This window comes from Ruegeria profundi, assembly GCF_001507545.1.
GTDB classification, from domain to species: domain Bacteria; phylum Pseudomonadota; class Alphaproteobacteria; order Rhodobacterales; family Rhodobacteraceae; genus Ruegeria; species Ruegeria profundi.
In genome coordinates, this window is the sequence record NZ_LQBP01000010.1 from 16,684 (window position 1) to 41,740 (window position 25,057).

The following is a 25,057-nucleotide window of genomic DNA, read 5'->3' on the forward strand; positions in this document are numbered from 1 at the left end:
ATAAGTATTTCAGCCGAATGAACAGGGGATCGTGATGAAGACCGCGCTTTTGACCCATGCGGATTGCCTCAGGCATGTGACGCCGGACGGGCATCCTGAACGGGTTGCGCGGCTGGAGCATGTTTTGCACGCGTTGGAACCGCTGGACCTTCGCCGGACAACTGCACCTTTGGCCGCCGATGACGATCTGTTGCGGATTCATCCGGAAAGCTACATCCGGGATATTCGGGAGTCTTGCCCCATTGATGGTTTTGCCCAGATCGACGGCGATACATTCATGTCTGCCGGTTCGGTCGATGCCGCGTATCGGGCCGCAGGGGCTGTAGTGCGCGCGGTGGATATGGTGCTGGGCGGAGAGGCTCCGAATGCGTTTTGTGCGATCCGGCCTCCGGGGCACCATGCTGAATCAGAGACTGCAATGGGTTTCTGCCTGTTCGGCAATGCAGCGCTGGCGGCCAAGCATGCGCTGGACCATCACGGTTTGAACCGGGTCGCGGTGGTTGATTTCGACGTACACCACGGCAACGGCACGCAGGATTTACTTTGGGATGAACGGCGCGCGCTGCTAATCACCAGCCAACAGATGCCGCTTTGGCCCGGTTCCGGGCGAGCGGATGAGACAGGCGCTTTTGAAACCGTTCTGAACATTCCGCTATCACCGGGAACCGGCGGGGCCGAGATGCGCGCGGCCTATGAAACGCAGGCCTTCCCCCGCCTGCGTGCTTTCAAGCCCGAACTAATCATCATCTCTGCCGGATTCGACGCGCATCAGGACGATCCGCTGGCAAATCTGAACTGGTCGACCGGCGATTTCGCTTGGATCACGGCTGAACTCTGCAAAATCGCCGATGAGCTGTGCGACGGACGTATCGTCTCGACTCTGGAAGGCGGGTATGATCTGAACGCACTGGCCGAGGCCACACGCGCCCATGTGGAAGAATTGATGAAGGCAGCCCGATGACCGATACCCTCGTAGACCAGATGACATTCGAACAAGCTATGAAAGAGCTTGAAGCCGTGGTTGGCCAGCTTGAGCGCGGCGACGTGGCGCTGGATCAGTCGATCGCTCTTTACGAGCGCGGTGCGGCGCTGAAAAAGCGCTGCGAGGATGAGCTGAAGCGGGCCGAGGAAAAAGTGGCCGCTATTACCCTGGACGCCAATGGACAGCCAACCGGGACAACGCCTGTCGAAGGTCAGTAATGTTTCGCGAAAGACTGGCGCAGGATGCGGCACGGATTCAGAAGCAGTTTGATCTGGTTCTGGGCGCGCTGAGCGACGTGGATGTCACACAGGCGATGAGCTATGCCACGCAAGGGGGCAAGCGGCTGCGCGGTTTTCTGGTGCTTGAAAGCGCCCGCATGCATCAGGTGGACATTGACCGCGCAATCTGGCCCGCCACGGGGATTGAGGCATTGCACGCTTATTCGCTGGTGCATGACGATTTGCCCTGCATGGATGACGACGACCTGCGTCGTGGTCGCCCGACCGTGCATATGAAATGGGATGAGGGCACGGCTGTTCTGGCAGGTGACGCGTTGCACACGCTGGCATTCGAACTTTGCACGCGGCCCGAGGTTGGCACTGCCGACATACGCGCTGATCTGGCCCTGACACTTGCCCAGGCCAGCGGCGCTCAGGGGATGGTGCTGGGGCAAGCCTTGGATATTGCCGCTGAGACGGCTGCGTCCCCGCTTACGCTGAGCGAGATCACGCGTTTACAGGCCGGCAAGACCGGCGCATTGATCGAGTGGTCAGCCGGTGCAGGCGCTCGGCTGGCGCAGGCCGACCCTGCGCCATTGCGCCAATATGCCCAGGCGCTTGGTCTTGCCTTTCAAATCGCAGACGACATTTTGGATGTCGAAGGTGATGCCGAAAAAGCCGGGAAACGTCTGCAAAAAGACGCCAGGGCCGGTAAAGCCACCTTTGTTTCGTTACTGGGCTTGGATGCGGCCAAAGCCCGGGCTTCGGAACTTGTGGATGAGGCCTGCGCCGCCCTTACAGGCTATGGCGCTTCGGCTGAAACCTTGAAGGATGCCGCCCGCTTCGTTATTTCCCGGGACAGCTAAGCCAGGATCGCCAATGACTGACCGCCCGAAAACGCCTCTGCTGGACCTTGTGAACAGACCTGCGGATCTCAAGCAATTCTCAGATGCGCAACTGACCCAGCTTGCGCAGGAATTGCGGTCCGAGACGATCTCGGCCGTTTCGGTTACTGGCGGACATCTCGGCGCCGGGCTTGGCGTGGTGGAACTGACGACTGCGTTGCATGCCGTTTTTGATACCCCGCGTGACAAGATCATCTGGGATGTGGGGCATCAGTGCTATCCCCACAAAATCCTGACCGGGCGTCGCGACCGAATTCGTACCCTGCGCATGAAAGACGGCCTCAGCGGTTTTACCAAACGCAGCGAAAGCCCCTATGACCCGTTCGGCGCGGCACATAGCTCAACCTCGATCAGCGCGGCGCTTGGGTTTGCGGTTGCCCGCGATCTGGGCGGTGTCACACCGGAAGGGCTGGGTGACGCGATTGCCGTGATCGGCGATGGCTCAATGTCGGCGGGCATGGCTTTTGAGGCGATGAACAACGCAGGCCATTTGAAAAAGCGCCTGATCGTGATCCTGAACGACAACGATATGAGCATCGCCCCGCCTGTTGGCGCTCTGTCGAACTATCTGTCGCGTATCTACACCGAAGCCCCGTTCCACGAGTTGAAAGCCGCCGCCAAGGGCGCGGTCTCGCTGCTGCCCGAACCGTTCCGCGAGGGCGCCAAGCGCGCCAAGGAAATGCTGAAAGGTATGGCTGTGGGCGGCACATTGTTCGAAGAGCTGGGGTTTTCCTACATCGGCCCGCTTGACGGGCATGATATGGACCAGCTTCTGCCGGTGCTGCGCACGGTGAAGGCACGGGCGACCGGCCCGATTCTGATCCACGTGCTGACCAAAAAGGGCAAGGGCTATGCCCCAGCTGAGCAAGCCCGCGACAAGGGCCATGCGACCGCGAAATTCGACGTTGTGACGGGTGAGCAGAAAAAGGCGCCGTCCAACGCACCATCTTACACCTCGGTCTTTGGCAAGACGCTGGTTGAGGAAGCCGGGCGCGACGACAAGATCGTCGCCGTCACCGCCGCAATGCCAGACGGAACCGGCCTGAACCTTTTTGCCGAACGCTATCCTTCGCGCTGTTTCGACGTTGCGATTGCCGAGCAGCACGGTGTGACTTTCGCCGCCGCGCTGGCTGCGGGGGGAATGAAACCGTTCTGCGCAATGTATTCTACGTTTTTGCAGCGCGGGTATGACCAGGTGGTGCATGATGTGGCCATTCAGCGCCTGCCGGTACGCTTTGCCATTGACCGTGCCGGTTTGGTTGGTGCCGATGGGGCAACCCATGCGGGGTCGTTCGATATCGCCTACCTGTCCAACCTGCCTAGTATGACAGTCATGGCGGCTGCAGACGAGGCCGAACTGATGCACATGGTCGCGACTGCGGCGGCTCATGATGAAGGCCCCATTGCCTTCCGCTACCCTAGGGGCGAAGGCGTGGGCGTCGATTTGCCCGAACGTGGTGAAGTTCTTGAGATCGGCAAAGGCCGCCTGATTCAACAAGGCGCACGCGTGGCGATACTTTCGTTCGGAACCCGTCTGGCAGAAGTTCAGAAAGCGGCTGAGGCTCTCTCAGCCCGGGGCATTACCCCAACCATTGCCGATGCCCGGTTTGCCAAACCACTGGACCGAGATTTGATCCTTGAACTGGCCGCGAACCATGAAGCGCTGATAACCATCGAAGAAGGTGCCATTGGCGGATTTGGCAGTCACGTGGCGCAGCTCTTGGCGGATGAGGGTGTATTCGATCACGGGTTGAAGTACCGCTCAATGGTGCTGCCGGATACATTCATTGATCAGGCCAGCCCATCCGACATGTACACTGTTGCAGGCCTGAACGCCCAACAGATCGAGGCCAAGGTTTTGTCGGTGTTGGGCGTTGCGTCCCTTGGTGAAAAACGCGCATGAGACGTCGGAACCGTCACGGATCAAAACGCAACTATTGTTGAGAATTCTTTCTTTGCTGCACCTCAGGTTGAACGCCTGCCTTTGAGGCCCAACGCGCCGCTACGGCCCTGATTGCGGAGGCAGGCCGATTCCCTTCGGGTGAGTTATTGAGAACACAGGATTCTCTCATGTTTTTTGACAGCGTTTTTGCGTCCGGGTTTTTCTGCTACAGGTAGTCAAAACAAAAAACCACCCTTGAGCAGGCGGGCGGATGAGAAACATGATTGCGGCGCTGGTGGCATGCTTTCTGACGAGCGTGCCAGCGGCATCAAAGGATATACAGGTCGGCAACGATTCTGGCGGGCGTATCTTGGACCGTTTGGTCCAGATTGAAATCGCCAACCGAACCAACACACAGTTCCGGATAACCGGGGACTTTTGTCATTCCAGCTGCACTATGCTGCTGGGTGCGGATGATGTTTGCATCTCTCGCAAAACAGTATTTGGTTTTCACGGCCCCTACCGGTTGAATCGCACGGAAATGACGGCCAGTGAATTCGAAAGAAAAAGCGCGTCTCTATCCAGCTACTACCCGACTCCGGTCAAAAACTGGTTTATGTCCAAAGCCAGATACGCCGGACCCAGCGAACTTTTCTTAGTTTCCGGTGACTATCTCATACGCCTTGGCGTGCAGGAATGTCTTTAGCGGCTGAAACAATCTGAACCACAGCAGAGTGTCACACGGTACACACTTTCAACAGAATTCGATAAATGGTGCCTCAAGAGGGACTCGAACCCCCGACCTTGTCCTTACGAAGGACCTGCTCTACCAGCTGAGCTATTGAGGCAGGCGACTGTTCTGTAAACGGTCAGGCTGAAACGCGCAAGCCTCCTTCTGCGGATTGCATAAGTTGCTTTTCAAAACCTTGGGTGCCACCGAATGCGACGCAGCAAGGTCGAAAGGCTATTGCTCTGTCTGTCCCTTTTTTTCGATTGTGAATTTTCTGTAACAGCGCCGATTAAGGATTGCGGTATGAGCTTTATTTCCATATTTCATGAAATATGCTAGAATTAATTTCAGACCAACTGGCCATTCTCGGCCATCCGCAACGTATTTCAGTGTTTCGCATGTTAATGCGACGCTTTCCTGACACTGTGCCTGCGGGCGAACTGGCAAACGAACTGGGCATCAAACCCAGTACGTTGTCGAACTATCTGAACGCGCTTCAACGCTCGGGACTGGTAACGCAGGAACGGTCGGGAACCTCTCTGCTTTATTCGGTTGATATGAAGAACGTGCAGCACATGCTTGGCTTTCTGCTGAACGATTGCTGCCGGGGTCGTCCGGATATCTGTATGCCCTTACAGCAAGGAAAAGGCACAATGACAGATCGGAAATTCAACGTATTGTTCATTTGCGTCGGGAACTCGGCGCGCTCCATCTTTGCCGAGTCTCTTCTGCGAGATCTCGCCGGAGACCGGTTCAACGTCTATTCGGCCGGTACAAGGCCATTTTCGGAACTGAACCCGTTTGCGGTTAAGGTTCTGGCGGACAAGGGGCACGACACGTCCTTGCTCCGGTCCAAGACAGTGTCGGAATTTTCCGGCCCTGACGCACCAGAAATGGATTTTGTGTTCACCGTCTGCAACAAGGCCGCAAATGAGGAATGCCCAGCGTGGCAAGGGCAGCCGATCAGCGGCCATTGGGGCATGGAAGACCCGGTGAAAGCTGAAGGCACGGATGCTGAAAAAAGCCTCGCGTTCCAAAGAGCCTATGGCGCACTCAAGCGCCGGATACAGGCCTTCACTGCACTGCCCGTTGAAAGCCTTGACCGGATCGCACTGCAATCCGCAGTCGATGACATCGGCAGAACACCTGTTGAGGACATAAAATGACGGCGTTTGCGGTAAACGGTCTTGGCCGGATCGGAAAGCTGGCGTTGAAACCGTTGCTTGAAAAGGGTGCCAAGATCGCATGGATCAATGATTGTATCGGCGATCCGGCGATGCACGCGCATCTGCTTGAGTTCGACACAGTTCACGGTCGCTGGGACGCGCGTTTCGAACATGACGCCGATAGCGTGACAATCAACGGGACCCGACTGCCTTTCATTGGCACGAAGGACCTTGGCCAGTTACCGCTGGACGGCGTCGACGTGGTGATCGATTGCACCGGTGTCTTCAAGACCGAGGCCAAGCTGGCCCCTTATTTCAAAGCCGGGGTGAAAAAGGTCGTGGTGTCGGCCCCTGTAAAGGACGGCCCGACCGCAAATATTGTCATGGGTGTGAATGACAGCGTTTACGATCCTGCTGCTCATCACATCGTCACGGCGGCGTCCTGCACCACGAACTGTCTGGCGCCGGTGGTGAAAGTGATCCACGAAAACCTGGGCATCCGTCACGGGTCGATGACGACAATCCACGACGTGACCAACACCCAGACCATCGTAGACCGACCCGCGAAAGACCTGCGGCGCGCTCGATCAGCACTGAATTCGCTGATCCCGACCACCACGGGGTCAGCCACAGCGATTACATTGATTTACCCCGAACTCAGAGGGCGCTTGAACGGTCATGCAGTGCGCGTTCCGCTGCTAAACGCCTCGCTGACGGATTGCGTGTTCGAGGTTGAACGGAAAACCAGTGTTGACGAGGTCAACACATTCTTCAAAGCCGCAGCCGAAGGTGAACTCAAGGGTATTCTGGGCTATGAGACGCGCCCGCTGGTCTCAACTGATTATACCAATGACGAACGGTCTTCGATCATCGACGCGCCCTCAACCATGGTGGTGAACGGGACGCAAGTGAAGGTTTATGCGTGGTATGACAATGAGATGGGCTATGCCCACCGCCTCGTCGACGTTGCGTTCATGGTCGGGAACACGCTGTGACACAAAGACCCGAAGGTCTGTCGGCCTACATCGCCGTTACCGCGGCGTACTGGGCTTTTATGCTGACCGACGGGGCCCTGCGCATGCTGGTGCTGCTGCATTTTCACACCCTGGGCTTCTCGCCGGTGCAGCTGGCCTACCTGTTCGTACTGTATGAGATCGCGGGTATGGTCACAAATCTTACCGCCGGATGGATCGCGGCTCGGTTCGGTTTGACCTCGACCCTGTATGCCGGCCTGGGGCTTCAGGTCGTGGCGCTTTTGGCGCTGACGCAATTAGACCCTAATTGGGCGATCGGCGCTTCTGTTGCCTTTGTCATGCTTGTGCAGGGCGCCAGCGGAGTGGCGAAAGATCTGGCTAAAATGTCTTCAAAATCCGCCGTCAAACTCTTGGCTCCGCCCGAGGGCGGCGGACTGTTCCGCTGGGTCGCTATGCTGACCGGCTCAAAGAACGCGGTCAAAGGGCTGGGCTTTTTACTGGGGGCTGCGCTGTTGGCCACATTGGGTTTTGTCTGGGCTGTGCTGGTCATGGCGATTGTGCTGGCCGTCATCCTTGCGGCGGTCATTCTGTACATGCCACCTGGCCTGCCAAAAGGGCGCAAAAGCGCCAAATTCTCTGAGGTCTTTTCGAAATCCGCCAACGTGAATTGGCTGTCGGCGGCGCGGGTCTTTCTTTTTGGCGCACGGGATGTGTGGTTCGTCGTCGGTATACCGATTTACTTTTATGCTGTGTTGTCCGACGGCACCGAAGATGGAAACCGCGCGGCGTTCTTCATGATCGGCACCTTCATGGCTGTCTGGGTCATCCTTTACGGCGCCGTTCAGGCCATCGCACCCGGTATCCTGCGCGCATCTAGGCGCAGCGAAGGCGACCTGATCCGCGCCGCGCGTAAATGGGCCGCAATACTGTTTTGTGTTCCCGCCGCTTTGACGGTTGCAGTGCTTGCCTCATCTGGGCCCGAGGCATGGCTGACCATAACACTGGTAACAGGTTTGCTGGTATTCGGGGCAATTTTCGCTGTGAACTCATCTTTGCATTCCTATCTGATTCTGGCTTTCACCAAGTCGGAGCGTGTAACGATGGACGTAGGGTTCTACTACATGGCCAACGCGACAGGCCGCCTTGTGGGCACTGTTCTGTCTGGCCTGACCTACCAGATTGGCGGGCTTCCACTGGTTTTGGGCACGTCTGCTGTAATGATAGCATTGGCGGCGCTGACATCCGGTAAGCTGACGGATCAAACAAATGAGGCTTATGCATGAGCATCTTCGAACGCTACCTGACCGTCTGGATCGCTCTGGCTATGATTGGCGGTGTGCTCATAGGCCTGGCCGCACCGGGCCTTGTGCAACTAGTTGCTTCGGCTGAGGTGGCCAGCGTCAATCTGGTGGTGGCCGTCCTGATCTGGGCGATGGTCTACCCGATGATGGTCGGTGTAGACTTTGGCGCAGTAGCGGGGGTCGCGCGCCAACCGAAAGGTTTGATCGTGACGCTGGTGGTCAACTGGCTGATCAAACCCTTCACCATGGCCTTTCTGGCGGTTGTGTTTTTCAACTATGTCTTTGCGCCCTGGATTCAGCCCGAAGACGCCGCACAATACATAGCCGGCCTGATCCTGCTGGGCGCGGCCCCCTGTACCGCGATGGTGTTTGTCTGGTCCCAACTCACCAAAGGGGATGCGACTTACACGCTGGTGCAGGTCTCGGTGAACGATCTGATTATGGTCGTGGCTTTTGCCCCTATCGTGGCTTTCTTGCTGGGCGTGACTGACATCGAGGTGCCATGGCAAACCCTTGTTCTGGCGACGGTGCTTTACGTGGTGTTGCCGCTGATCGCCGGGCTGATCACTCGCCGCAAACTGCGTTCACAAGACGCCATTGATGCCTTTTCATCCCGCGTAAAGCCATGGTCAGTCATGGGCCTGATCGTAACAGTCGTTATCCTGTTTGGCCTCCAGGGTCAGACTATTCTTGCCAAGCCGTTGGTGATCGTGCTGATCGCGGTTCCAATCCTGATCCAGAGCTACGGGATTTTCGCACTGGCCTACGGGGCGGCCTATGCGCTGAAAGTCCCCCATCGAATCGCAGCCCCATGCGCCATGATTGGTACGTCAAACTTCTTTGAGCTGGCCGTCGCTGTCGCCATCAGCCTGTTCGGCTTGAACTCGGGCGCTGCTTTGGCGACTGTCGTTGGGGTTCTGGTCGAGGTTCCGGTCATGCTATCGCTTGTTGCTTTTGCCAATCGTACCCGCTCGCGGTTTCCCGAACCCGAAAGGTCCGGAGTGACGGGCACCAAGACCTTGAGATCTTAGGAAAGCCAACTCTCTTCATAAAAAATGATTAATTTTTACAGTATGTTAACTATAAAACAGGGGAAGCGAGGAAAAATAAGGCTCACTTAGATTTTATTAAGAGCCAATCGTGCAGTGTCCGGTGGAATTTCGAAAACCACGGGAGAATACCTATGCTTCTCAAAAAAACGATGCTTGCCGCGGGCATCATGGCGGCTCTGCCTATTTTCGCTGCGGCTGAACAGGGTGTTACCCACAATAGCGTTACATTTGCACAAGTTGCCGCCTTTGAAGGGCCCGCCTCTGCCCTGGGCATCGGCATGCGGCTTGGCTTGACCGCCGCCTTCGAAGAGGCGAACGCCGCCGGTGGTGTGCATGGCCGTAATATCAAACTGGACAGTATGGATGACGGCTACGAGCCAGACCGCTCTGCCGAGCTGGTGAAAACGGTTGTCGAAGACGACAAACACATCGCCCTGATCGGTGCCGTCGGGACGCCAACCTCGTCGGCCACCCAGCCTATTGCCACTGAAGCCGGCCTTCCCTTTATCGGGCCCTTTACGGGTGCCGGATTTCTGCGCGAGGCAGGTTACGGTAATATCTTCAACGTGCGCGCAACATATTCTGCCGAAACCGAGGCGTGGATTGAGTATCTCGTCGACCAGCAGGGCATGAAGTCCATTGCGCTTCTATATCAGGATGACGGGTTCGGTCGTGTTGGCCTGAATGGGGTCACCGCCGCGCTGGAAAAACGCGGCATGACGCTTGCCGCAGAAGGCACTTACACCAGAAACACGACGGCCGTGAAAAAGGCGCTCTTGTCGATCCGCAAAGCCAAACCGGACGCCGTAGTCATGGTGGGCGCTTACAAACCGGTTGCCGAATTCATCAAACTTGCGCGCAAAATGAAACTCGACGCCACCTACGTGAATATCTCTTTCGTGGGATCGGATGCATTAGCGAAGGAACTTGGCGATGCGGGTGAAGGGGTGATCGTAAGCCAGGTTGTGCCCTTCCCGTGGGACGACTCTAATCCGCTGGTTGCCCGCTACACAACCGCGCTGGCAGCCGTCGATGCGGCTGCGCAGCCTGGGTTTGTCTCGCTCGAAGGGTATATCGTCGGCCGCCTCACGATTGCGGCGTTGGAGGACGCAGGCAAAAATCTGACCCGCGAAAACTTCCTGCTGGCACTTGCCTCGCTAACCACGGTCGATCTGGGCGGTGTGACCCTGCACTATGGTCCGGATGACAACCAGGGCATGGATGAGGTCTTTCTCACACGCATCACAGCCGACGGCACGTTCGAGTCGGTCATATCCGGAGGCGGCTCCTAAGGGCCAATGGCAACGCGTTCTGCGCGTTGCCTGACTGCAAACATCCTGCCCGCCAATCGGGCAGGACTAAGTGCCATCCAGATAAATTACCAAGGATATGCATATGCTTCGCTTCAAAGGGTCTAATTTCTTGCGCCGTCTCAACCTACTTTCCAGCATTCGCGGCAAGATAACTTTCATCCTTGTTGCACTGTCCGCTGTTGCAGGCGGAGCGGGCTACCTGACCTACCAATCCTTCAGCCGCGTGGCTGTCAGCGCAGATAACATGACTGCGCGGGACCTTCCGAGGTTAAGCCAAAGCACTGCGCTGATCTCAGCGGCGAGCGCCACCAAGGACGCAATGGTTCTCACCCTCATGCAGCAGGATCTGGCTGGGCTGACCCGAGCAGAGGAAACCCTTGAGACGGCGTCGCAGGCCCTGACTAAAGCCGTTGCAGCCCAACCCGATGAAAGCCGCGCGGCGTTCAGCGCCGATCTGGCGCATGTCATGCAGACCCTCGATACGCTTGTTGAGGCGCGCGAGAGTGCCTTTGATTTCAATAATCGCGCGGCAGAGATGACCCACGAATTGCAGGAAGGGGTCACTGCGTTGCAGACGATCCTGCTGCAAACGGCCGATGACGCCTATTTCAACATCGCAATCCAAGGCGAAGACACGATTGCCGCGATTGAGGAAACGATGGTCGACCTCGTTGACAATAAATTTACCTCATTGCAGGAGCTACTTGAAACGCGGGCTCAGCTAAACCTGATGTCCGGTGTGTCGCTGGCTCTGTCTACAACCCGGGATCAGGCCATGCGGTCCATCCTATCAGACCTGGCGTCTTCCTATCAGAAGCATCTTTCCAAAGGCCTGGAGGCATTGGCTTTGCGGGACTACGGCGCGGATATCGAAGCGGACCTCACGAATGCCGTGGGCATCCTCGACAAAGCCATCGCGTTGGGGCAGTTGGGCAGACCCGTCGACCGGGCGGCGGTTCTGTCTGGGCGGCAGCAGGCAGATGCTGCGCTCTCCACAGCGATTGATGATATGGTCTTCGAGCTAACTATTGCGGCAGAGGATGCGGCCTCTGGAAACCGGGATGCAATCCAGGGTCTTTTGGACAATGAAGTCGCTTATATGAACGCCCTGCTCGAGATTAACTCCTGGCTGTCCGCGTATCAGATCGAGGCGCTGAAAATTGCTGGTGCCCAGACCCTGGAGCAGGCAAGGATTGCCGGAGACGCACTGGCCGCCGCGGCTGGCTCTTTGTCCAAATATGCGGATTTTGGCGATGGTTCACTCGCAGGTCCGCTTTCGCGCCTGTCCGACATGGCCTCAGCGGATCAAGGGCTGGCTTTCCTGCGCATGAAGTCTCTGGACTCTGACCGGATTGCGACCGACGCCGCAGAGGAAACCGTCAAGGCGGTTTTGAAAATAGCCGGCGCGGCTTCGCTGCAGGGTGTAGCGAGCCAAGAAACGATCACCGAGAACGCACGGTCGATGGCTGCCGATGCCACCGAGGTCCAGGGAAATCTTGGGAAACTAGGGGCTTTTGCGCTCGGGTTCGTTTTTCTGGCTTTGCTAATGAATCATTGGCTGATTATTCGTCCGCTGAATGCAATCAGCCGAACAACTGAGCGTCTGTCGCAAGGCGATATGACCCCAGTCACCGGGTTTGAGCGCGCTTCTGACGAGGTTCGCCGCATCGCCAACGCCTTGAAAGTATTCCGCGACGGCCTGGTCGAAAAGGAAGAAATGGCCCGTATCGCCGAGGAAGAACGCGCGGAAAATCAAGCCAAGCAAACTGCTGCGGTTGATGCGATCGGCACCGGTCTCGCGCATTTCGCCAAAGGCGACCTGACCTACCGCATCACGCGGGAACTAACCGATGGCTATGCGAAACTGAAAGACGACTTCAACTTGACCGCCAGCACGCTGAACGCGACTGTCGTAGAGGTTTTTCAGGTTGCAGACTCACTGCGCAGCGGTTCCGCCGAGATTCAGCAGGCCTCGAACGACCTCTCCCACCGGACGGAGAGCCAAGCCGCGACGCTTGAGGAAACTGCTGCCGCGATTGAGGAACTCACCGCCAGCGTTCGTTCTGCGGCGGAAGGCTCCCGTGATGCGGAAAACACCACGAACGAAGCGCGCGACGAGGCGATTGCCAGTGGTCAGATCGTCGAGGAAACGGTCTCTGCTATGAAGGATATCGAAGACAGCTCCACCCAGATCTCACAGATTATTGGCGTGATCGACGATATCGCGTTCCAAACCAATCTGCTTGCACTGAACGCAGGTGTGGAAGCTGCCCGCGCAGGCGAGGCGGGGCGCGGCTTCGCCGTTGTCGCCTCCGAGGTTCGCGGTCTTTCGCAACGCACCACCGACGCTGCGCGGGAAATCAAGGGTCTGATTTCCAAGAGTACTCAGCAGGTGAAATCCGGAGTAAGCCTTGTTGGCCGGACGGGGACAACGCTGCGCAGTATCTCTGATCGAGTGTCGCATATCTCGAACCTGGTATCCGCGATTGCAGACTCGACATCGGAACAAGCGACTGGGCTGAGTGAAGCGAACATAGCGGTGTCTCAACTGGATCAGGTGACCCAGCAGAACGCGGCCATGGTCGAGGAAACCAGCGCAGCCGGTCAATTGCTCAGCCAAGACGCGATAAAACTGTCCCGCCTCATCGATGCATTTACCATTGATGTTCAAGACGTGGGTACTGATCAACACAAGAGAGGTTTTGCACCGGATGAACCGTTTCACAAGGCAAAGCAATTCGTGGCGTAGGCCTTCTGCGGTTGCAAGTACTGTCTAGGCATAAGTGCGCAGTCTGAGAAAAGGATCTGCCCCAAGTCTTCAGTGAGATAAGTCTCACTGAGGATGTGAGGAGTGACGCGCCCTGCCCCTCCAGTAGTTCGCTGAATTGGTCGGGCGAGGGGCGCTCTTCCTCCTAGTGGATGAGTTCTTTCTTCAATCCTACGTGTCGGGTGACCAGAAACAGGTCTGTGATTTTTTCAACCTTTTACCGCCATCGGCCAGAAGGAATTTCCTGTAGTTAGCGTCGGAACTAAGCCCGACCGCAAGACCTCAAAGCCGTGACAGTTGGGCAGGGACATGCCGCCAACTGTCTCGGTCAGACCTAACGCCAGTTCAGTGCTTTTGGGTCAAAGCGTAGCCGTGGCGCCGGAATATACGCCCGAAGACTACTGGATAACGCGTCTTCCTCGTCTGTGCAGATTGACGTAGTCCCACAGGTATCCGCAGCGCAATGGGCCGCACAGTATCGTTTGTTGGAATCCGAGGTCAGCCACAAGGTCGTCTCAGCGGAGAAGCGCTGCAATATTGCAATCGCGGCCTTACGTTCGGTGCGACCCTCAGTACGGGTCGGGTCGCCGTGACGCGCCATCCCGCTCCGAATTCTCCATCAGCGCATTCCCCTTGGCCCACAGCACAGTGCTACGGCCGAGAGTTTTAAGCCTGTGCATTCAATTCGGTGACTGAAGCAATCCTAATAAATGGCGACCCCGGCAGGATTCGAACCTGCAACCTGCCCCTTAGGAGGGGGCTGCTCTATCCAGTTGAGCCACGGGGCCGTGCAAGGCATTCTCTACCTTGGTTTTTCAGGCTTGTCATGGCCTATGTGCAACAGTTGTAAACAGCGCCCTGTTCACGCTACCATCGGTCAAAACAACAGTGCAGGTGCCACCGGTGACCACAGAAACAAAACGCCCGCTTACCCTTCGTGATGTCTCGGAAGCGTCAGGAGTATCCGAAATGACGGTCAGCCGGGTTTTGCGGAACCGGGGCGATGTCTCGGACGCAACCCGCACCCGTGTTCTGGCTGCCGCGAAAGAGCTGGGATACGTGCCCAACAAAATCGCAGGTGCGCTAGCCTCAAGCCGGGTTAACCTTGTCGCGGTGATTATCCCCTCTTTGTCGAATATGGTCTTCCCCGAGGTTCTGACCGGCATCAATCAGGTTCTGGAAGACACAGAATTACAGCCCGTAGTCGGCGTCACAGATTACCTGCCTGAGAAAGAAGAAAAAGTACTGTATGAGATGCTTTCGTGGCGTCCTTCGGGCGTGATCATCGCGGGGCTGGAACATACCGAGGCGGCGCGCGCCATGCTGGATTCGGCTGGAATACCGGTGGTTGAGATCATGGACACCGACGGCAAGCCGGTTGATGCCATGGTGGGAATCTCGCACCGCCGCGCCGGGCGCGAAATGGCCGAAGCAATTCTGAAGGCGGGCTATAAGCATATCGGTTTTATGGGAACCAAGATGCCGTTGGATCACCGCGCCCGCAAAAGGTTCGAAGGCTTTACCGAAGTGTTGGGCAAGAACGGGATCGAGATTGAAGATCGCGAGTTCTATTCCGGCGGCTCGGCTCTGGCCAAGGGGCGCGAGATGACGCAAGCCATGCTGGAACGGTCACCCGAGCTGGATTTCCTGTATTACTCCAACGATATGATTGGCGCCGGGGGAATGTTGTACCTGTTGGAACAGGGGGTCGATGTACCCGGACAAATCGGGCTGGCTGGGTTTAACAATGTCGAACTTTTGCAAGGTCTTCCGCGCAAGCTGGCTACGATGGATGCCTGCCGATTGGAAATCGGGCGCAAGGCGGCCGAGATCATTGCCGCGCAGCTGGCCGAGCCGGATGCCGATATCGAAACCCGCATAACTCTGACCCCCAAGATCAGCTATGGCGAAACGCTGAAGCGGCGCTGAATTAATGGTGCTTCCACGACTGGACAACAGGGCGGCCCGCGCCCTGTTTATGGATCGTCATGCGCTGGCCGAGAAACCTTCGGGCGGGGCCAGCGGAGCAGACTTGTTGGAGTTGATCCATAGGTTGGGTTTCGTACAGCTGGACAGCATCAACACGGTCGCCCGCGCGCATGACATGATCCTGTTCTCTCGCAGGCCATCGTACCGCGCGAAAAACCTTAAGCGCCTGTATGAGCGCGACCGTGCGCTGTTCGAGCACTGGACACATGACGCCGCCGTTATTCCGATTGAATTCTATCCGCATTGGCATTTGCGATTTCAACGCGACGCGGCGCTGCTGAAATCCCGCTGGAAAAACTGGCGACGGGACGGGTTCGAAAAACAGTTCGACACCGTTCTGCAGCATATCCGTGATCATGGACCGGTACCATCCTCGGATGTTGGCAAGGATGAGAAAAAGGGATCCGGCGGATGGTGGGACTGGCATCCGTCCAAAACAGCGCTTGAGTTTCTGTGGCGGTCTGGTGCGTTGACCGTTGTCGGGCGCAGCGGTTTTCAGAAGCGGTATGATTTGACCGAGCGGGTGATCGAAACGCATCTGTGTCCGGGCAACCTGCGCTGTGATGTCGAGGAAACGGTAGACTGGCTGTGCAACGCAGCACTGGACCGTTTAGGTTTCGCAACACCCGGAGAGCTGGCTGCATTCTGGGATACTGTCAGTGTTGCTGAAGCTCGGCAATGGTCAGAAAAGGCTCTAACAAACGGTCTCTTGCAGGAAATCGAAGTTACTTGCGCTGATGGCAAGCTGCGCAAGCTGCTTGCCCGACCAGACTTGATCGAGGCTGAGGTGCCATCGGTTCCGGGGCGCATGAGGGTTCTTAGCCCTTTTGATCCGATGCTGCGTGACCGCAAGCGGGCCGAGCGGCTTTTCGGATTTCATTACCGCATTGAAGTGTTCGTTCCCGCCGCCAAGCGGACATATGGCTATTACGTCTTTCCCCTTTTAGAGGGCGATCGAATGATCGGGCGCATCGACACGAAAGCGCAACGCGATCAAGGCGTTCTCAAGGTCAGCGCCCTGTGGCCGGAACGTTCGGTGCGTTGGTCGGACGCACGCACGAAACGGCTGCAATCAGAGCTGGATCGGGTTCGCCGTTTTGCGGATTTGGACGATGTGGAATTCGAAACAGATTGGCTGAAAGATCCGAAATAGGGTCTATTCTGCGTCAGACAGTGTAAGTTGAACTGGGTCCAGACCGTCAATTCCACCGTAAATCTGGTCCCCGGCCTGTACAGGACCAACACCGGCGGGCGTACCGGTCAGGATCAGGTCACCGGGTCTTAGATGATAGAAACGGGACAGATGGCTGATGATCTCGTCAATTTTCCAGATCAGCTCACCCAGCGTTGCGTCCTGACGCGTTTGTCCATTCACAGTCAGGAAAATGCGCGTCCCGTCTTTCGGCGACCAGTCCGCGGCCAAGGTCAGCGGAGCAAACACGGCACCGGCCTCTAGGTCTTTGCCCAAATCCCACGGACGCTGCTTGTTGCGCTCGCGAATCTGCAGGTCGCGGCGGGTCATGTCCAGGGCACAACCATAAGCGAAAACGGCATCCCAAGCTTGTGCACTGGTGGCCTGAAAGACAGGTTTTCCGATGGCAATGGCCAACTCCATCTCGTGATGGAAGTTTTCTGTTCCGGGAGGATATGGAACGGTTGCCCCTGTCAGTACCGCGTTTGACGCGGACTTGGTGAAGTAGAATGGGGCCTCGCGGTCAACCTCGTGACCCATCTCGGCGGCATGTGCTGCATAGTTGCGACCAACACAAAATATCCGACCTACCGGATAGACCGCATCCTGCCCCTGCACCGGGATCGCTATCGGGTCGGAAAGAGAAAACAAAATGTCCGGCATTGGGGTCCCCACTAATTTTCGGGCATCTTAAAGTGGTGATCTGGAGGAGCAAGCCGCCCTTGTGGCAGGTCATCACATTCCGGTCGCCCTGTCTTGGAATTCTGCAACCGGGTCCTAAATAGAAGTAAGAGAAAGAAATCGGCAGCAGATTGGTGGCCGATCATTCTTGCCACCGATCAGATGTAAGACGGATGTACCAGTACGGCTATTGTGTTTTGGCACCCTGAAACTTGGGTACGACACAACGGTCGGGACGTCACAATTTCAGAGAACCATGGCCTGAGACATAACCCCCAACAAGTCTCTGCGTCACAGAGTCGGTTTTATTTCAAACCGGCGCGTTCTCTGAAACGCAGGCCGGACCGTTGGGCATATCTGACGCAACCGGCTTGGGGCCAGGCAAATAATCCAGTATACGTCTGGCCGCCCCGTCAGGGATACCACTTGTCTCTGGCGGGGTTCGAGGGACACCCCTTAGGTTTCCAAATCTCGCAATTCGTTCAAAAGGTCCAACAAGGCTTCGTGACGTTCAGGACCCATTTTGGTGCGCAGATCCTCAGCCAGTTGGATTGTTACCTGAATATTATCCTTGATGATCTGGTTCCCTTTGTCAGAGATGTCGATAATCTGGCGGCGCCTGTCACCTGGATGCACACGCCGTACGATCAGGTCCTTTGCCTCAAGCTTTTGCAGAATGCGTGTAAGGCTGGGCAGCAGTAGACAGGCCCGCTCTGCAATGTGGGTCGGTTCTTGCGGGCCTTCCTCGTTCAGGACACGCAATACGCGCCATTGCTGTTCGGTAACACCGGCATCCGCCAACATCTTTCGAATGGGTCCCATGACCCGTTCCCGAGCCCGCAGCAGCGCGATAGGCAATGAGCGTGACGTCAATGGTACATCATTGGTCATACGAAAGTCTTGCCGAATTCCAACGGCGCTGCAACGTCATAAACCGATTTTCACGGTGTTTTTTGGGGTCATTTCAGGCTGAGTTTGCATTTGCCAGCCCCAGCTTCTTTTGCTCCGCCCACAGGAACGGATAGGCGCTTAAAATAGTGAAACTCCTGAACTGCCTAATCCAGCAATCAGATAATTTGGTGGTTTTCTTTTGGACTGGTCCGTTAAATAGCCGCGAGGATGCCGTTATAACTGGCGTTGCCCGCTGAATAACAGAAAGGTGCTCGTATGCCCGCTCCAAAGAACACGTTTAAACAGGCTCTAACACAGGGCAAAAGGCTGATCGGCTGCTGGAGCAGCTTTGGTGAGGCCGTCACGGCCGAGATCATGGGCTCAGCAGGGTTCGACTGGCTGGTGATAGATGGCGAGCACGCTCCGAATGATATCCGCTCGATCAGAGATCAGTTAATGGCGCTTGCAGCAAGCCCGACGCATCCGGTGGTGCGGGTGCCCGTTGGGGATACGGCCCTGATCAAGATGGTGCTGGATTTAGGCGCACAGACCATCCTGGTCCCCATGGTGAACAGCGCTGAGCAAGCCCGCGAACTGGTACGGGCGTGTCGATATCCCCCCGAAGGCGTGCGCGGTGTGGGTGCTGCCGCGGCGCGGGCGACCGGTTACGGGTCTGTCACGGATTACATACAATCTGCGGACGACCAGATTTGCCTGCTGGTGCAGGTCGAAAACCGCGCCGGTATGGCCGCGCTGGATGAAATTCTGTCGGTCGAAGGTGTCGACGGTGTCTTTATCGGCCCGGCGGACCTGTCTGCGGATATGGGATTTCCGGGCAAAAGCGATGTGCCCGAGGTTCAAGCCGCCATCTCCGACGCAATCACGCGCATAAAGGCTGCAGGTAAAGCACCCGGAATTCTGGCAACCAATGACATTGCCAGACAAGCCTACATGGACATGGGTGCTCAGTTTCTTGCAGTGGGAATCGACGTAATGTTGCTGACACAGGCGGCCCGGGCGCTGGCGGCCGAATGGACCGCAAAGTAGGACCTAGGTCTGCATCGCAGCCGCGGCCTGTGCATAACCGCCCGCGGCACCATCTACGAAATGCACATGATCATCGCGAGTGGCCGAGGGTACAAAACATGTCATCATCGCCTCATCCTGCGCGTGCACACCGTACCGGATCTTGCCCTGCGCGCGTGCCTGTTCCAGCATGATCTCAATCTGCGAGAATGTCGCTGAGTCGCAATCCAGCGTCATTTTCAACCCATCGTCAAATTTGCGGAAATCGGCATTCCGGCTGACCATATTCTTATAGTGTTCAGGGTCGAATTGACCCAGGCTTTTGCCGGACTTGAACAATAGAGCGATCAAAAGGTTCTGGCCCAGCAGCTTAACCTTCTGTGTAAACAGGTTGCGCCCGGATCTGGACACACTCGCGTCAAGCGCCAAATTGGGGGGCGGCCACTTAATGGGCGGGCCGTTTTCCGGAACCGGGTGGCCCGCGCGTTCCAACCCTTCAGCTGCTGACAAGACTGATTGCGCCAGATCGGCAAAATCGCTCTCGGTTGCTTGGGGCGTTGGCTCAATCACAAGGGATACGACCTTGCCATGCTGCGCCTTGATGTTGGACCAACGGCAAGACAGTCCCGTCAGGTCGGGCTGAGCGCCGGGGTCAGCAGGCGGAACCTGGAACTGCCCCTCTTTCATCATTGCCTCGGCCCAAGCCAGACCACCGCCTGAAAACATGGCATAGTCCACGCCGTTCGAGGGTGCATATCGCGCGACACGCAGGTCACGCCCCGCCTGACGAAGCTCGGACACTGGCACCAGGGCCGCGCGCAACGCGATCGAAAACTCTTCCTCTGCCCAGCGCCGCAACTCGGCCAGGACCGTTCGGGCGATGTCGACAGCACTTGCAGGGATCGCAAACGCAGCCCCATCCCCCCCAAAGACATAGGGAAATTGCTGCCCCTTCAGGGCGTTTATCATGGCCGAGATCACAGCAGCGCCAACCATGTTGACCGTCTTATATCGCCCGTTGGCAATCTCACCGGTCGAATCGACAATATCAGCGACACCCAGCGCCCAGTCGTCGGGCACGGCCGAAAACCGCGCGGGTTGCGCCAAACTCGTAAAATCCCGCTGTAGGGGAAGGCTTTCGTAAAAAGCGGCCTGGGCGTCTTTCATTTGCACCTCTGGGTGATGTTCTTAGTCTAACGATAGCCCAAATGTGAATACTGTCCGGTACAAACAGTGTAACACACGCGCTTGTGTAATGCATTGCGACATGCCACTGCTTCCCGCGCTGGTGAAGAAGAAAGGCATCTCATGAAAGCGGGTCTGGTGGTATTGTGTCTGGGCTATGTGCTTAGCCAGTTTTTTCGCGCTTTCCTGGCGGTGCTCAGCGTCGATCTGGGGCGCGATATCAACGCCACGCCCGAGGATTTGGCTTTTGCATCGGGGCTATGGTTCCTGATCTTTGCGGCAATGCAACTGCCGGTCGGTTGGGCGCTGGACCGGATCGGACCGCGCCTGACAGCAGCGAGCCTGCTGCTGGTTGGCGGTGCAGGCGGCGCGGCGCTGTTTGCCGTTGCCAATACGCCCTTTCACATCGCAATTGCGATGGGATTGATCGGTGTTGGGTGCTCACCGGTGCTTATGGCATCCTACTATATCTTTGCGCGTGAATACCCCCCTGCCCGTTTTGCAACGCTGGCCGCGGTCATGCTGGGTGTCGGGTCCGTCGGCAACCTTGTGGCCTCGTACCCAACGGCCTTAGCGGTCGAGTTGATGGGGTGGCGGGCAACGATGTGGGTTCTGGCCTTGTTTTCGGGAGCCATCGCTCTGGGGATCTGGAGCACGGTGAACGACCCCAAAAAGGTCGAGACCGAGCATCGAGGGTCCGTACTGGACCTGCTGAAAGAACCTGCTTTGTGGGCGATCCTGCCATTGATGCTGGTGGCCTATGCGCCATCGGCGGCCACGCGCGGCTTGTGGGCCGGGCCTTACCTGAGCGATATCTTCAGCCTCAGCACAACCCAGATCGGAACAGCGACCCTCATTATGGGAGCGGCCATGATCGCCGGAACATTTGCCTACGGGCCGCTCGATCGGGTGCTTGGTACACGAAAATGGGTGATTTTTGGTGGCAACACGCTGGGCGCGGCGGCACTGGCCCTGTTGTGCCTGTGGATCGACAGCGCGGTTTGGCTGTCAGTGGTCTTGATGGCGTTGATCGGCTTCCTTGGGGCCAGCTTTCCGGTCATCATGGCGCATGGCCGGGCATTTGTGGCACCGCATCTGGTGGGGCGCGGCATGACCCTTTTGAACCTCTTTGGTATTGGTGGCGTCGGCCTTGCGCAATTCGTCACCGGACGCATCCACGCGGCCACGGTGGACATCAGCCCAACCGCGCCTTACACAGCGATATTCGGCTTTTTCGCAATTACGCTCGCCCTTGGCTGTGTGATATACCTGTTCAGCCGCGACAGCGTTGATTAACGCTGAACCCGTCAGGAGCATCAATGTCTGACCCGCGCGTCATTGCCCCCAATCTCAAGCGCCGACTCTCTGGCGTAACGGCAACGATTGCCCGTCTGGTGCCGTTGCAGGCGCAATGGATCGATATCACTGCCACAGGACCGGGGTTGCCGTCGGATATCCCGCATATTCCTTTGGGTCGCCTGCCCTTCCTGTCGCGCAAGACCCTGCGTGTCTGGCATGCACGGCGCAATACCGAGATGCTGCTGGGCCTGATTCTGCGCGATGTCCTGCGGTTGCGCCTGAAACTTCTGTTCACCAGCGCTTCGCAACGCGCCCATACCGGCTATACCAAATGGCTGATCGACAAGATGGACGCGGTTGTCGCCACCTCGCGCAAAACCGCCGGGTATCTGGAACGTGACGCGCAGGTGATCATGCACGGCATCAATTTGCAGGATTTCACGCCGCCCAAGGACAAAGCCGAGGTTCGGACGCGTCTGGGCCTGCCTGATGGCGTACTGCTGGGGTGCTATGGCCGTATCCGCCACCAGAAAGGCACTGACGCTTTTGTTGACGCGATGATCGAGCTGTGTGACCGCTTTGAAGATGTTCATGGCATCGTTATGGGCCGCGCGACCGAAAAACACACTGCTTATCTGGCCGAGCTGAAAGACAGGGTCGCCAAGGCCGGTCTTTCTGAACGCATCCTGTTCATGCCCGAGGTGACCGTCGACCAGATCGCCGAGTGGTATCAGGTGCTGGATCTGTTCATCGCCCCGCAGCGGTGGGAAGGGTTCGGCCTGACCCCGCTTGAGGCGATGGCCTGCGGCGTGCCGGTTGTTGCCACCGATGTCGGTGCGTTCTCCGAAATCGTAACGGACCCGTCGTTGGGTCGCGTAGTCACACCCGGTGATATCCCCGCGTTGACCGATGCCGCGGTTGAAATGTTATCAAACCCTGATTCCCTTTCGCAATCCGGACTCGCCGCCCGCGCCCATGTTGAGCGGAATTTCGATATCAACGGTGAGGCCAAGACCCTTGTGTCCCTTTACGAACAGCTTTTGAACGACACCTGACACGCGCTGTAGCGGAAAATCGGTTTCATAGCGGCAAAAATCCCCGATAACCCTTTTTTCTTCGCTGCAACGCGGCTATGAACGCGCGTCCTTAACTTTGGAGACATGAAATGGGCTATCGCGTCGTTGTCGCCGGCGCCACGGGTAACGTGGGCCGCGAAATGCTGAACATCCTGGCGGAACGCCAGTTCCCGGTTGATGACCTTGCCGTGCTGGCAAGCCGTCGTTCACTGGGAACCGAAGTAAGCTTTGGCGACAAGACACTGACGACCCAGGACATCGACACCTTTGATTTTACCGGCTGGGATATGGCGCTATTTGCCATCGGCTCGGACGCGACAAAGACCTACGCCCCCAAGGCGGCGGCCGCGGGCTGCGTGGTGATCGATAACTCATCTCTTTATCGCTACGACCCTGATATTCCGCTGATCGTGCCGGAATGTAACCCCGAGGCGATCCACGACTATAAGAACAAGAACATCATCGCCAACCCCAACTGCTCGACCGCGCAGATGGTTGTCGCGCTGAAACCGCTGCATGACCGCGCCAAGATCAAGCGCGTTGTTGTGTCGACCTATCAGTCGGTCTCGGGCGCCGGTAAGGAAGGTATGGATGAGCTTTGGGATCAGACCAAAGCGATCTACAACCCGACAACTGACGTTGAGCCAAAGAAATTCCAGAAACAGATCGCGTTTAACGTCATCCCTCAGATCGACGTCTTCATGGAAGATGGCTCGACCAAGGAAGAATGGAAGATGGTGGTTGAGACCAAGAAGATCGTCGATCCGTCGATCAAGGTCACCGCAACCTGCGTCCGCGTGCCCGTGTTCGTCGGCCATTCCGAGGCCGTGAACATCGAGTTCGAGGAATTCCTGGACGAAGACGAAGCCCGCGACATCCTGCGCGAAGCACCGGGCATCATGGTAATCGACAAGCGCGAAGCGGGCGGCTACGTCTCGCCGGTTGAATGCGCGGGTGATTTCGCCACCTTTATCAGCCGTATCCGTCAGGATTCGACCGTTGAAAACGGCATCAACCTGTGGTGCGTTTCTGACAACCTGCGCAAGGGTGCGGCCCTGAACGCGGTACAGATCGCCGAATTGCTGGGCCGTGAGGTTCTGAAAAAGGGCTGAGCATCAGCGCATTGATTTTTTTTAAACCCCGTCGCATCTTCGGCGGGGTTTTTATGTACCAGGTATGTTCTTCGGCGTCGATTGGACTGAAACGGTCTGGCACGTACCTGTCATTCAGACAGCCTCGAACCTTTTGTTGTGCGGGTCATAGCATTGCAGACCACCTTCGCCGATATCGGTCCACAGCCCATGCAGACTGAGCGAACCATCCTGCACTGCTGAAGACACAAACGGGAAGGTCATTAAGTTCTCAAGCGAAGCCACGACGGCGTGCCGCTCAAACTGTCGCGCTTGCTCATGTGCATCTTCGATATCGGCGACCAGCCCGTATTTCGGTTTCAGAATATCCATCCAGCGGCCAACAAAGCTTTCCCTAGCTTCTAATTGGGGGGCATGGCCCGCACACATATCGATGCACCCCTGCACACCGCCGCATTGCGAATGTCCCAGTACTATAAGATGCGCCACTTTTAAAACCGTGACGGCATATTCGATCGTCGCACTGGTGCCGTGGTGATCTCCATCGGGTTCGTAAGGTGGAACAAGGTTGGCGATGTTTCGATGAATAAAGAACTCACCCTGATCTGCGCCAAAGATCGAAGTGACATGGACGCGGCTGTCGCAGCAGGAAATCACCATCGCACGCGGGCGCTGCCCCTCGGTGGCAAGACGTCGATACCAGACCTGATTTTCCGTGTAAGTGGTGGCTTTCCAACCATGATACCGCTTCACCAGATAGGACGGCAGAGGTTTGGCATAGTCCATAAAGTTGTCCCTTGATCAGTCTTTGCCGGTCGCTCTAGCCTGAATTCATCAAAAATTCGAGCAATTTTCCGGTCAGAAGGCAAGGTTTTGCAAAGGATTTTGTCGCCAATGTCGCCCTATGCCGTGGGGGCATAAAGAATTGGGGTGAATGTGGTGGATAATATACTCACGCTTGAACACAAGGAAACCGTTCGGCTGGATCCGGATCGGCTGAATGGGCTTTATCGACAGATGGGCGACAAGGACGCGATGGACGTGCTGTGCCGCACGGTCGAAGAGCTAGCCGTTCGTCTGTCAAATTGCGAAAGGTTCTGGCGGCAACGCGACTGGGCCGCTCTGAGGAAATGCGCGCGCTCATTGGTGGCAATCGCCGAACAAATTGGCATGGTCGCGTTGGCCCGTGTTGCAGGCGATGTGGCGCAATCCGTCGATGCGGGGGATGCGGTCGCAACTGGTGCTACCCTGTGGCGGTTGATCCGCGTCGGGGAAAAGTCTCTGACGGTGATCTGGGATCAGCAGGACCTTTCCATCTAACAGGGCTTGCGGACAGG

Annotated in this window: 22 protein-coding genes and 2 tRNA genes; 18 read left to right on the forward strand and 6 right to left on the reverse strand. The window is 57.0% G+C overall.

Features of this window, described 5'->3' with window-relative positions; genetic code table 11:
* Window positions 1–34: 34 nt before the first annotated feature.
* The 5 genes from AVO44_RS17170 (at window position 35) to AVO44_RS17190 (ending at window position 4,693) form a co-directional block, all read left to right on the forward strand.
* Window positions 35–961, forward strand: a complete 927-nt coding sequence (locus AVO44_RS17170; RefSeq protein WP_068339625.1) for a histone deacetylase family protein — start codon at window positions 35–37, stop codon at window positions 959–961.
* Window positions 958–1,200 carry an exodeoxyribonuclease VII small subunit gene (locus tag AVO44_RS17175; protein WP_068339628.1) on the forward strand — a complete coding sequence of 81 codons (243 nt, stop codon included), beginning with the start codon at window positions 958–960 and terminating at the stop codon, window positions 1,198–1,200. Before AVO44_RS17170 ends, AVO44_RS17175 begins: the two co-directional genes overlap by 4 nt.
* On the forward strand, window positions 1,200–2,066 hold the full coding sequence (locus tag AVO44_RS17180; protein ID WP_068339631.1) for a polyprenyl synthetase family protein: 867 nt from the start codon (window positions 1,200–1,202) through the stop codon (window positions 2,064–2,066). The genes AVO44_RS17175 and AVO44_RS17180 overlap by 1 nt, the downstream gene beginning before the upstream one ends.
* 13 nt (window positions 2,067–2,079) lie before the next feature.
* Window positions 2,080–4,008, forward strand: a complete 1,929-nt coding sequence (dxs, locus tag AVO44_RS17185; RefSeq protein WP_068339634.1) for a 1-deoxy-D-xylulose-5-phosphate synthase — start codon at window positions 2,080–2,082, stop codon at window positions 4,006–4,008.
* Window positions 4,009–4,267: 259 nt separating this feature from the next.
* Window positions 4,268–4,693 carry a hypothetical protein gene (locus AVO44_RS17190; protein ID WP_157770020.1) on the forward strand — a complete coding sequence of 142 codons (426 nt, stop codon included), beginning with the start codon at window positions 4,268–4,270 and terminating at the stop codon, window positions 4,691–4,693.
* A 66-nt stretch (window positions 4,694–4,759) separates the two neighbouring features.
* On the opposite strand, the gene AVO44_RS17195 is transcribed toward AVO44_RS17190, so the two are convergent.
* Window positions 4,760–4,835, reverse strand: a tRNA-Thr gene (locus AVO44_RS17195).
* A 214-nt stretch (window positions 4,836–5,049) separates the two neighbouring features.
* On the opposite strand from AVO44_RS17195, the gene AVO44_RS17200 reads away from it, so the two are divergent.
* The 6 genes from AVO44_RS17200 (at window position 5,050) to AVO44_RS17225 (ending at window position 13,272) form a co-directional block, all read left to right on the forward strand.
* Window positions 5,050–5,883 (forward strand): arsenate reductase/protein-tyrosine-phosphatase family protein, encoded by an 834-nt coding sequence (locus AVO44_RS17200; RefSeq protein WP_068339641.1) that lies wholly within the window; start codon window positions 5,050–5,052, stop codon window positions 5,881–5,883.
* Window positions 5,880–6,878 carry an ArsJ-associated glyceraldehyde-3-phosphate dehydrogenase gene (locus AVO44_RS17205; protein WP_068339644.1) on the forward strand — a complete coding sequence of 333 codons (999 nt, stop codon included), beginning with the start codon at window positions 5,880–5,882 and terminating at the stop codon, window positions 6,876–6,878. The genes AVO44_RS17200 and AVO44_RS17205 overlap by 4 nt, the downstream gene beginning before the upstream one ends.
* Window positions 6,875–8,140, forward strand: a complete 1,266-nt coding sequence (gene arsJ / locus AVO44_RS17210; RefSeq protein ID WP_068339647.1) for an organoarsenical effux MFS transporter ArsJ — start codon at window positions 6,875–6,877, stop codon at window positions 8,138–8,140. Before AVO44_RS17205 ends, arsJ begins: the two co-directional genes overlap by 4 nt.
* Entirely contained in the window at window positions 8,137–9,189 is a 1,053-nt protein-coding gene (gene arsB, locus AVO44_RS17215) for an ACR3 family arsenite efflux transporter (RefSeq protein WP_068339649.1), read from the forward strand. The genes arsJ and arsB overlap by 4 nt, the downstream gene beginning before the upstream one ends.
* A gap of 152 nt (window positions 9,190–9,341) precedes the next feature.
* Window positions 9,342–10,502, forward strand: a complete 1,161-nt coding sequence (locus AVO44_RS17220; RefSeq protein WP_068339652.1) for an ABC transporter substrate-binding protein — start codon at window positions 9,342–9,344, stop codon at window positions 10,500–10,502.
* Between the two features lie 103 nt (window positions 10,503–10,605).
* Complete coding sequence (locus tag AVO44_RS17225; RefSeq protein ID WP_082677534.1) at window positions 10,606–13,272, forward strand: methyl-accepting chemotaxis protein; 2,667 nt, start codon at window positions 10,606–10,608, stop codon at window positions 13,270–13,272.
* Window positions 13,273–14,001: 729 nt separating this feature from the next.
* Here the strand turns inward: AVO44_RS17225 and AVO44_RS17230 are convergent.
* Window positions 14,002–14,078: transfer RNA gene (locus AVO44_RS17230), tRNA-Arg, on the reverse strand.
* Between the two features lie 115 nt (window positions 14,079–14,193).
* On the opposite strand from AVO44_RS17230, the gene AVO44_RS17235 reads away from it, so the two are divergent.
* Window positions 14,194–15,219 carry a LacI family DNA-binding transcriptional regulator gene (locus tag AVO44_RS17235; RefSeq protein WP_068339948.1) on the forward strand — a complete coding sequence of 342 codons (1,026 nt, stop codon included), beginning with the start codon at window positions 14,194–14,196 and terminating at the stop codon, window positions 15,217–15,219.
* A 4-nt stretch (window positions 15,220–15,223) separates the two neighbouring features.
* Window positions 15,224–16,432, forward strand: coding sequence for a winged helix-turn-helix domain-containing protein (locus AVO44_RS17240; RefSeq protein ID WP_068339659.1), 1,209 nt, complete (start codon window positions 15,224–15,226; stop codon window positions 16,430–16,432).
* 3 nt (window positions 16,433–16,435) lie between these two features.
* On the opposite strand, the gene AVO44_RS17245 is transcribed toward AVO44_RS17240, so the two are convergent.
* Together AVO44_RS17245 and hpaR are read right to left on the reverse strand one after the other, a co-directional pair.
* Window positions 16,436–17,134, reverse strand: a complete 699-nt coding sequence (locus tag AVO44_RS17245; protein WP_068339662.1) for a fumarylacetoacetate hydrolase family protein — start codon at window positions 17,132–17,134, stop codon at window positions 16,436–16,438.
* Window positions 17,135–17,608: 474 nt separating this feature from the next.
* Window positions 17,609–18,043 carry a homoprotocatechuate degradation operon regulator HpaR gene (hpaR, locus tag AVO44_RS17250; RefSeq protein ID WP_068339665.1) on the reverse strand — a complete coding sequence of 145 codons (435 nt, stop codon included), beginning with the start codon at window positions 18,041–18,043 and terminating at the stop codon, window positions 17,609–17,611.
* 276 nt (window positions 18,044–18,319) lie between these two features.
* On the opposite strand from hpaR, the gene AVO44_RS17255 reads away from it, so the two are divergent.
* A complete protein-coding gene (locus AVO44_RS17255) occupies window positions 18,320–19,090 on the forward strand; it encodes an HpcH/HpaI aldolase family protein (protein ID WP_068339668.1) in 771 nt (256 codons plus the stop codon).
* A 3-nt stretch (window positions 19,091–19,093) separates the two neighbouring features.
* Here AVO44_RS17255 and AVO44_RS17260 read toward each other — a convergent pair whose 3' ends face one another.
* Window positions 19,094–20,236: a DUF3095 domain-containing protein gene (locus AVO44_RS17260; protein WP_068339672.1), complete on the reverse strand. Its 1,143-nt coding sequence runs from the start codon at window positions 20,234–20,236 to the stop codon at window positions 19,094–19,096.
* 141 nt (window positions 20,237–20,377) lie between these two features.
* Here AVO44_RS17260 and AVO44_RS17265 point away from each other — a divergent pair, with 141 nt between their 5' ends.
* From AVO44_RS17265 to AVO44_RS17275, 3 genes are all read left to right on the forward strand, one after another.
* Window positions 20,378–21,550 carry an MFS transporter gene (locus tag AVO44_RS17265; RefSeq protein ID WP_068339675.1) on the forward strand — a complete coding sequence of 391 codons (1,173 nt, stop codon included), beginning with the start codon at window positions 20,378–20,380 and terminating at the stop codon, window positions 21,548–21,550.
* 23 nt (window positions 21,551–21,573) lie between these two features.
* Window positions 21,574–22,608, forward strand: a complete 1,035-nt coding sequence (locus tag AVO44_RS17270; protein WP_068339679.1) for a glycosyltransferase family 4 protein — start codon at window positions 21,574–21,576, stop codon at window positions 22,606–22,608.
* Between the two features lie 110 nt (window positions 22,609–22,718).
* On the forward strand, window positions 22,719–23,741 hold the full coding sequence (locus AVO44_RS17275) for an aspartate-semialdehyde dehydrogenase (protein WP_068339682.1): 1,023 nt from the start codon (window positions 22,719–22,721) through the stop codon (window positions 23,739–23,741).
* Between the two features lie 114 nt (window positions 23,742–23,855).
* Here the strand turns inward: AVO44_RS17275 and AVO44_RS17280 are convergent, their stop codons facing one another.
* Entirely contained in the window at window positions 23,856–24,506 is a 651-nt protein-coding gene (locus AVO44_RS17280; RefSeq protein ID WP_068339685.1) for a carbonic anhydrase, read from the reverse strand.
* Between the two features lie 144 nt (window positions 24,507–24,650).
* Here AVO44_RS17280 and AVO44_RS17285 point away from each other — a divergent pair, with 144 nt between their 5' ends.
* The gene (locus AVO44_RS17285; protein WP_068339688.1) at window positions 24,651–25,040 is read left to right on the forward strand and encodes a hypothetical protein; all 390 of its coding nucleotides are present in this window, start codon (window positions 24,651–24,653) and stop codon (window positions 25,038–25,040) included.
* Window positions 25,041–25,057 lie beyond the last annotated feature (17 nt).

Excerpts from the sequence above, each read along its gene's own strand:
- AVO44_RS17190 (WP_157770020.1), top strand. The coding sequence starts at position 4,268 with ATGATTGCGGCGCTGGTGGCATGCTTTCTGACGAGCGTGCCAGCGGCA.
- AVO44_RS17225 (WP_082677534.1), top strand. The coding sequence starts at position 10,606 with ATGCTTCGCTTCAAAGGGTCTAATTTCTTGCGCCGTCTCAACCTACTT.
- AVO44_RS17275 (WP_068339682.1), top strand. The coding sequence starts at position 22,719 with ATGGGCTATCGCGTCGTTGTCGCCGGCGCCACGGGTAACGTGGGCCGC.
- dxs (WP_068339634.1), top strand. The coding sequence starts at position 2,080 with ATGACTGACCGCCCGAAAACGCCTCTGCTGGACCTTGTGAACAGACCT.
- AVO44_RS17255 (WP_068339668.1), top strand. The coding sequence starts at position 18,320 with ATGCCCGCTCCAAAGAACACGTTTAAACAGGCTCTAACACAGGGCAAA.
- hpaR (WP_068339665.1), bottom strand. The coding sequence starts at position 18,043 with ATGACCAATGATGTACCATTGACGTCACGCTCATTGCCTATCGCGCTG.
- AVO44_RS17260 (WP_068339672.1), bottom strand. The coding sequence starts at position 20,236 with ATGAAAGACGCCCAGGCCGCTTTTTACGAAAGCCTTCCCCTACAGCGG.
- AVO44_RS17180 (WP_068339631.1), top strand. The coding sequence starts at position 1,200 with ATGTTTCGCGAAAGACTGGCGCAGGATGCGGCACGGATTCAGAAGCAG.
- AVO44_RS17175 (WP_068339628.1), top strand. The coding sequence starts at position 958 with ATGACCGATACCCTCGTAGACCAGATGACATTCGAACAAGCTATGAAA.
- AVO44_RS17280 (WP_068339685.1), bottom strand. The coding sequence starts at position 24,506 with ATGGACTATGCCAAACCTCTGCCGTCCTATCTGGTGAAGCGGTATCAT.
- AVO44_RS17220 (WP_068339652.1), top strand. The coding sequence starts at position 9,342 with ATGCTTCTCAAAAAAACGATGCTTGCCGCGGGCATCATGGCGGCTCTG.
- AVO44_RS17265 (WP_068339675.1), top strand. The coding sequence starts at position 20,378 with ATGAAAGCGGGTCTGGTGGTATTGTGTCTGGGCTATGTGCTTAGCCAG.
- AVO44_RS17270 (WP_068339679.1), top strand. The coding sequence starts at position 21,574 with ATGTCTGACCCGCGCGTCATTGCCCCCAATCTCAAGCGCCGACTCTCT.
- arsB (WP_068339649.1), top strand. The coding sequence starts at position 8,137 with ATGAGCATCTTCGAACGCTACCTGACCGTCTGGATCGCTCTGGCTATG.
- AVO44_RS17240 (WP_068339659.1), top strand. The coding sequence starts at position 15,224 with ATGGTGCTTCCACGACTGGACAACAGGGCGGCCCGCGCCCTGTTTATG.
- AVO44_RS17245 (WP_068339662.1), bottom strand. The coding sequence starts at position 17,134 with ATGCCGGACATTTTGTTTTCTCTTTCCGACCCGATAGCGATCCCGGTG.
- AVO44_RS17200 (WP_068339641.1), top strand. The coding sequence starts at position 5,050 with ATGCTAGAATTAATTTCAGACCAACTGGCCATTCTCGGCCATCCGCAA.
- AVO44_RS17170 (WP_068339625.1), top strand. The coding sequence starts at position 35 with ATGAAGACCGCGCTTTTGACCCATGCGGATTGCCTCAGGCATGTGACG.
- AVO44_RS17205 (WP_068339644.1), top strand. The coding sequence starts at position 5,880 with ATGACGGCGTTTGCGGTAAACGGTCTTGGCCGGATCGGAAAGCTGGCG.